This is a genomic window from Rhodococcus sp. NPDC003382 (assembly GCF_053589135.1).
Genome location: NZ_JBSFRH010000072.1, coordinates 22,444 through 28,575, shown reverse-complemented (window position 1 = coordinate 28,575; position 6,132 = coordinate 22,444). Strand labels below are relative to the sequence as shown.

General features: G+C 68.7%; 5 protein-coding genes and 1 riboswitch. Of the genes, 4 read left to right on the top strand and 1 reads right to left on the bottom strand.

The window, feature by feature from the left end; translation table 11 throughout:
- Window positions 1-41: 41 nt before the first annotated feature.
- Complete coding sequence (locus tag ACWDUD_RS29145) at window positions 42-1,043, bottom strand: DMT family transporter (protein ID WP_450111598.1); 1,002 nt, start codon at window positions 1,041-1,043, stop codon at window positions 42-44.
- A gap of 139 nt (window positions 1,044-1,182) precedes the next feature.
- Window positions 1,183-1,273, bottom strand: a riboswitch (glycine riboswitch).
- A 256-nt stretch (window positions 1,274-1,529) separates the two neighbouring features.
- Here ACWDUD_RS29145 and ACWDUD_RS29140 point away from each other — a divergent pair.
- From ACWDUD_RS29140 to ACWDUD_RS29125, 4 genes are all read left to right on the top strand, one after another.
- Window positions 1,530-3,023: a class I adenylate-forming enzyme family protein gene (locus ACWDUD_RS29140; RefSeq protein ID WP_450111597.1), complete on the top strand. Its 1,494-nt coding sequence runs from the start codon at window positions 1,530-1,532 to the stop codon at window positions 3,021-3,023.
- Between the two features lie 37 nt (window positions 3,024-3,060).
- On the top strand, window positions 3,061-4,104 hold the full coding sequence (locus tag ACWDUD_RS29135; protein WP_450111596.1) for an NADP-dependent oxidoreductase: 1,044 nt from the start codon (window positions 3,061-3,063) through the stop codon (window positions 4,102-4,104).
- Between the two features lie 106 nt (window positions 4,105-4,210).
- Window positions 4,211-4,975 carry an SDR family NAD(P)-dependent oxidoreductase gene (locus tag ACWDUD_RS29130; protein WP_450111595.1) on the top strand — a complete coding sequence of 255 codons (765 nt, stop codon included), beginning with the start codon at window positions 4,211-4,213 and terminating at the stop codon, window positions 4,973-4,975.
- Window positions 4,976-5,016: 41 nt separating this feature from the next.
- Window positions 5,017-6,108: an ABC transporter substrate-binding protein gene (locus ACWDUD_RS29125; protein WP_450111594.1), complete on the top strand. Its 1,092-nt coding sequence runs from the start codon at window positions 5,017-5,019 to the stop codon at window positions 6,106-6,108.
- Window positions 6,109-6,132 lie beyond the last annotated feature (24 nt).

The window sequence follows — 6,132 nt, the reverse complement described above, 5'->3', positions numbered from 1 at the left end:
TGGTTTCGGTAGCGGGTGCTACCGAAACCACGCACGAGGGGTTATCGCCGGGCGAGCAGCGGCAGCGCCATCGCCACCAGGATCAGCGCCGAACCGAACACGGCCGGGGTGGACGCGGCCTCGCCGAACGCGAGCACGCCGATCGTCAGGGCCACCACCACTTCGAGATAGGACAGACCCGAGAGCTCGGCGGCACGCAGGTGCTTACCGGCGACCACCAGCAACCCCAGGGCGAACAGACCGCAGACGACGAAGAACCCTGCCGCCCAAGCCCAGTTGCTCGCCGTCATGCCCGACAGATCGGGCCGCGTCACCACGACCATCGCCGCGGTCGCGATCGCGCCGAAGGCGAAGTTCCAGAAGCACCGGACGTCGGACGGCATGTCGCTCCGGTAGCGGTAGCACAGCAGGGCGGCGCCGTAGAAGATCCCCGACGCGACCCCGAGCACGGTCCCCAGCGTCTCCTGCTCGCCACCGCCGGAAGTCCCGCCGACGAAACCGGCCGCGAACAGCATGCCGACGAACGCCGCGCCGATTGACAACGCGTCGAGGCGCGTGATCGATTCCTTCAACACCACGCGGGCGAGGACGGTCGCGACGACCGGTCCGAGATAGTGCAACACGACGGCCCGGGACAGGTCGGTCAGGACGGTCGCGGACAGGTAGGTGGCCAGCGACAGGCCGAGGAAGACCCCACCTGCGACGACCGACGCGGACAGGCGGACTCGCCGCACCTGCCCGAGACGACGGGTGAACGCGAGCAGCACCAGCATGCCCACCGCGCCCACCGCCATGCGCCCGAAGGTCAGGGCCTCACCGAGCACCGCGCCGTCGGGCGTGGCCATGCGTCCGAACAGACCGGCCGCGCCCATCGCCGTGGCGGACAGGACGATGGCGACGACGCCGAATCGCCGGTCGCGGGAGGGCGCGGATCGGGGAGCGGGAGCGGGAAGCTGGGCGCGCGGCGGCGCGGCGGAAACTTGGGCGCGCGGCGGCGCGGCGGAAACTTGGGCGCGCGGCGGCGCGCCGAGGGAAACGGTCACACGTATTCCTCAGGCCAGGGTGCACTGCGGCACCAGCGGGTGATGTCGTTTCCCCGCTCTGTCATTGACCTGAGAGCTTTCGCGGACGTGATCCGCTTACACCTTCGGTGAACCCGGACGGGTTGCTTTCCAGAGGAGCCTCGCCACGGCGGTCTGGGGGCCTGAGAGATTCCCGGGGAGGTTGCTCCTTCGGCGCCCGCTGCTGTGCGGGACTCTCCCGCCGCGGTTCGGGTGGCTGTTCAGTTGTGGCGTCAAGTATGTCATGGCTGCGGGTGCGTGAGCATGTCGGGTTGTTTTCGCAGGTCACAGGCCATATCGGAAAAGATCGTCAGATACCTTCACAAATATAGGCATAATTGCTATGGTGTGGGTCACACGGTTTTTCGACCGGCGCGCATCGGTGATTTCGCATTCCGACGAATCGGGACCACCGGTCGACTCGTCTCTTCTCTCGTACGGCAACGGCATCTACAGACAGGTGGTCATATGGGCATCGGGATGGTCCTCGACATGGCGTCTGCCGCCACCCCCGATCGGATCGCTCTGGGTCCGCGGGCGAACGGCACGACCTATCGGCAACTCGACGAACTCGCTTCGCGCGGTGCGGGCCTGCTCGCCGAGCTCGGAGCCCGCCACGTCGTCTTCGTCGGCGTCAACAGTCCGGTGCTCCCCACGCTGATGTTCGCAGCGGGGCGCGCCGGAATCCCCCTGGCTCCCTTGAACTACCGGCTTCCGGCCCCGCAATTGCTCGAACTGATCGACCGACTCGACGATCCGGTGGTCGTGGCGGACGCCGAGTACGTGACCAAACTCGACGGATGCGCGAGCCGCATCGTCTCGACGGACGAATTTCTCGGACTGGCGAACGCGACGGAGCCGTTGGAGGCCGATCGCTCGGAGGACGAGGGCACGGCGATCGTGCTGTTCACCTCCGGTACCACCTCGGCTCCGAAGGGCGTGCTGCTCCGTCACCGGCACCTGCTCTCGTACCTCCTCAACACCGTCGAATTCGGTTCCGCGGCAGAGGAGCACGCGACCCTGGTGAGCACCCCGCCGTACCACATCGCAGGCCTCGGGGCCGTCCTGAGCAACGTCTACTCGGGTCGCCGCATGGTCTACCTCCCGGATTTCACGCCGCAGGGGTGGCTCGACCTCGTCCGGACGGAAGGGGTCACCAGCGCGATGGTGGTGCCGACGATGCTCGCCCGCATCGTCGACCACCTCGACGGCGCGCCCGCCGCCGTCCCCACGCTCGGGTCGCTCGCCTACGGCGGCGCACGGATGCCCCAACCGGTCCTCGAACGTGCTCTCGCGGCGTTCGGCGACACCGGATTCGTCAACGCCTACGGCCTGACCGAGACCAGTTCGACGATCGCGGTCCTCGGTCCCGAGGACCATCGGGAGGCCTTCGCGAATCCGGAACTGCGCGGCCGGCTCGCCTCGACCGGCCGGATCGTGCCCGGTATCGAGGCGCAGATCCGTTCGGAGGACGGCGATCGCGTACTGCCCGAGGGGGAGACGGGCCTGCTGTGGGTGCGCGGAGCGCAGGTCAGCGGCGAGTACATGGGTAACGGTTCGGTGCTCGACGCGGAGGGCTGGTTCCCCACCCGGGACCGCGCCCGGATCGAGGACGGCTATCTCTACATCGGTGGCCGCGCGGACGACACCATCATCCGTGGTGGTGAGAACATCGCGCCGGCCGAGATCGAGGACGTGCTGGCGCGTCATCCCCAGGTGCGGGAGGTGGCCGTGATCGGCACCCCCGACGACGAGTGGGGTGAACGGATCTGCGCGGTGATCGTCCCGGCGGCGGACGCCCACGACGACGCCGACGCGATCCGGACGTGGTGCCGCGAGCGCCTGCGCGGCTCGAGGACTCCCGACGACGTGGTGTTCGTCGACGATCTGCCTCGTACCCCGACCGGCAAACTCGTGCGCCGCGACCTCGTCGAACAGGTCACCGCCGGCCTCGCAGGATGACCCCGCCGTCCGCATCGTGGAGAGAACAGGCATTGCCGTGACCGACACCGTCGACACCGAACTCCTCCGGCGCGAGTGGGTCCTTCGGGCACGTCCGAACGGGCGCCCCCGCGCCACCGACGTCGAACTGGTCGAGACGACTCTCGGCGAACCTGCTCCCGGGCAGGTCCGCGTGCGGAATCTCGTCATGTCCGTCGAGCCCTACATGCGGGGCCGGATGGGGGGAGGGGCTTCCTACGCCGAACCGTACGAGCTCGATGCGCCCATGCTCGCGCCGACGGTCGGCGTCGTGTCCCGCTCGGATCGGCCGGAGCTGCCGGTGGGCTCGCTCGTTCTCCACGAATACGGTTGGCGCACGGAAAGTCTCGTCGACGTGAGCGACTGCCGCAGGCTCCGGCACGACGACCTGCCCGCGGCTCTTCACCTGAGTGTCCTCGGCATCCCGGGGATGACGGCCTGGGTGGGGATCGACCGGATCGCGCAGGTCCGAGACGGCGACGTGGTGTTCGTGTCGTCTGCGGCCGGCGCGGTCGGGTCCACCGCCGTCCAGTTGGCGAAACAGCGCGGCGCCGTGGTGATCGCGAGTGCCGGATCGCCGGAGAAAGTCGCGCTCACAAAGGAACTCGGAGCGGACGCGGCCTTCGACCACCACGACGGGCCGGCGAAGGACCTGCTGCGTACCGCGATGGCCGAAGTCGGGGCCACGGCTCTCGACGTCTACTTCGACAACGTCGGAGGAGAACAGCTGGAAGCGGCCATCCGGGTGCTCGCCGACCACGCCCGCATCGCCCTGTGCGGGATGATCAGCGTCTACAACTCCGCCGCACCCGTGCCCGGTCCGAGCAATCTCCTGAAACTGATCTGGCGCCGCGCCCGGATGGAAGGCTTCCTGCTGGCCGACCATCTCGACGCACGCGAGCAGTTCGAGGACGAGATGGCCGGGCTCGTCCGGACCGGACGGATCCGGCCCGTCCACACCGAGTTCCCCGGCGGCATCGCCGGTGCATGGGACGCCTTCGTCGGGATGCTCGACGGCGCCGCCACCGGCAAGGCCCTCGTTCCGCTCACCCCCTCCACCTGACCCCCCCGGGACCGTCCCGACGTCGCCCCTGGTGACGCCGGTGTCCCGCTGCACCCTCCCACCCCTTCGGCGCCCCCCGGCGCCGACCTCATCGACAGGAGCCATCATGACTTCGCATCCACTTCCTCTCGAAGGAAAGGTCGCGCTCGTCACCGGCGGTAGCCGCGGCCTGGGCCGCGAGATGGTTCTCGCTTTCGCGAACGCCGGCGCCGACACCGTCATCGTCAGCCGCAAGGTCGACAGCTGTGAGAAGCTGGCCGCCGAGGTTGCCGAGACCACCGGCCGCAAGGCACTTCCGCTCGCCTTCCACGTCGGTGACTGGGACGCTCACGAACCACTCGTCGAACGGATCTACGACGAGTTCGGGCACCTGGACATCCTCGTCAACAACGCGGGCATGGCGCCGCTGTACCCGAGCCTCGACCAGGTCACCGAAGAACTGTTCGACAAGGTGATCGGCGTCAACCTCAAGGGCGCCTTCCGTCTGACCGCCCTCGTCGGCCCCCGCATGGCGGCCGGTGACGGGGGATCGATCATCAACATCAGCTCGATCGCCTCCGAGCGGCCGATGACCACCGATCTGCCGTACGCGGCCGCCAAGGCGGGGCTCAACACCTTGACCAAGGGCTTCGCCCAGGCCTACGGACCCAACGTGCGCGTCAACACGATCATGGCCGGTGCGTTCCTCACGGACATCAGCAAGGCCTGGGACATGGAATCGGCCGACGAGCTGTTCCGGGGGATGCCTCTCCAGCGCGCGGGAAATCCGGACGAGATCGTCGGTGCGGCACTGTATCTCGCCGGACCGGGCTCGACCTACACCACCGGCGCCGTGATCCCCGTCGACGGCGGCCGCACCTCCACCCCCTGACAGATCTCGGTCCCACCCCGACCGACCACCAGGAGCCCCACATGAACCCCATCCACACCCGCCGCACCCGGCGTGCCTTCCTGTCGGCCCTGACCGCAGGTGCCCTCGTGGCGGCTGTCGCGGCCTGCGGCGGAAACGGCGGCGACGACCGCATCTCGTCCGATTCGATCGGATCCACCGGTCCGGCCGGGGATGATGCCTGGCGGCAGATCGTCGAGGCGGCCCAGGCGGAGGGCGAGGTCACGATCTACTCGTCGAACGCCGCGGACGCTCTCGCCGAACTCGGCCGCCGTTTCGAGGCCGACTACGGCATCCGGCTCAACGTCGTGCGTGACGTCGACGCGAACCTGCACCAGAAGATCGGCGCGGAGGCCGAGACCGGCAACCGTGTCGCCGACGTCGTCACCCAGGCCAGCGTGCCCTGGGCCGTGGAGAACGGCGCGAACGGAGCCTTCGCGGCACCCGTCGGCCCCGCCTTCACCGACTCCGCGAGCGAATACGACGTGACGACGCTGAAGGACGACACCGGCTACTTCGTCACCAACGCCTCGGTGCTGACCTTCGGCTGGAACACCCAGCGACAGCCCGACGGCATCGACAGCTACAGCGACCTGCTGGATCCGTCCCTCGCCGGCGGGAAGATCGGCATCGTCACCCCCACCTCGACCGCCCACGTCGACTTCTACGACAGCTACCTCGAACAGGTCGGGGGAGAGGGTTTCCTCGAGAAGCTCGCCGCCCAGACCCCGCGGATCTACCCCAGCGCACTGCCGCTGGCTCAGGCCCTCGCCTCCGGTGAGATCGCCGTCGCCGCGTTCGTGCAGGACCAGAAGAGCGAACAGCAGACGGGCGCGCCCGTCGACTCGGCGTTCGGAGACGTCGTGTGGGGCGCCCCCATGTACACCGCGATCCTCGCCGACGCCGTGCATCCCAACGCGGCACAGGTCCTGGCCAACTACATGATCACGCCGGCCGGCCAGGAAGCCATCTCGTTCCGCAACGCCGCAGTCCTGCCGAACATCGGCTCGTCCGTCACCACCGTCGACAAGGTCGCCCCGCAGAACACCGAGGCGATGACCCCGGCAGCACTCGAGGATCTCAAGGCCCGCTTCGGCCGCCTGTTCAACCAGTAGTCCCGGGACCGCCGGAGAAGGAGT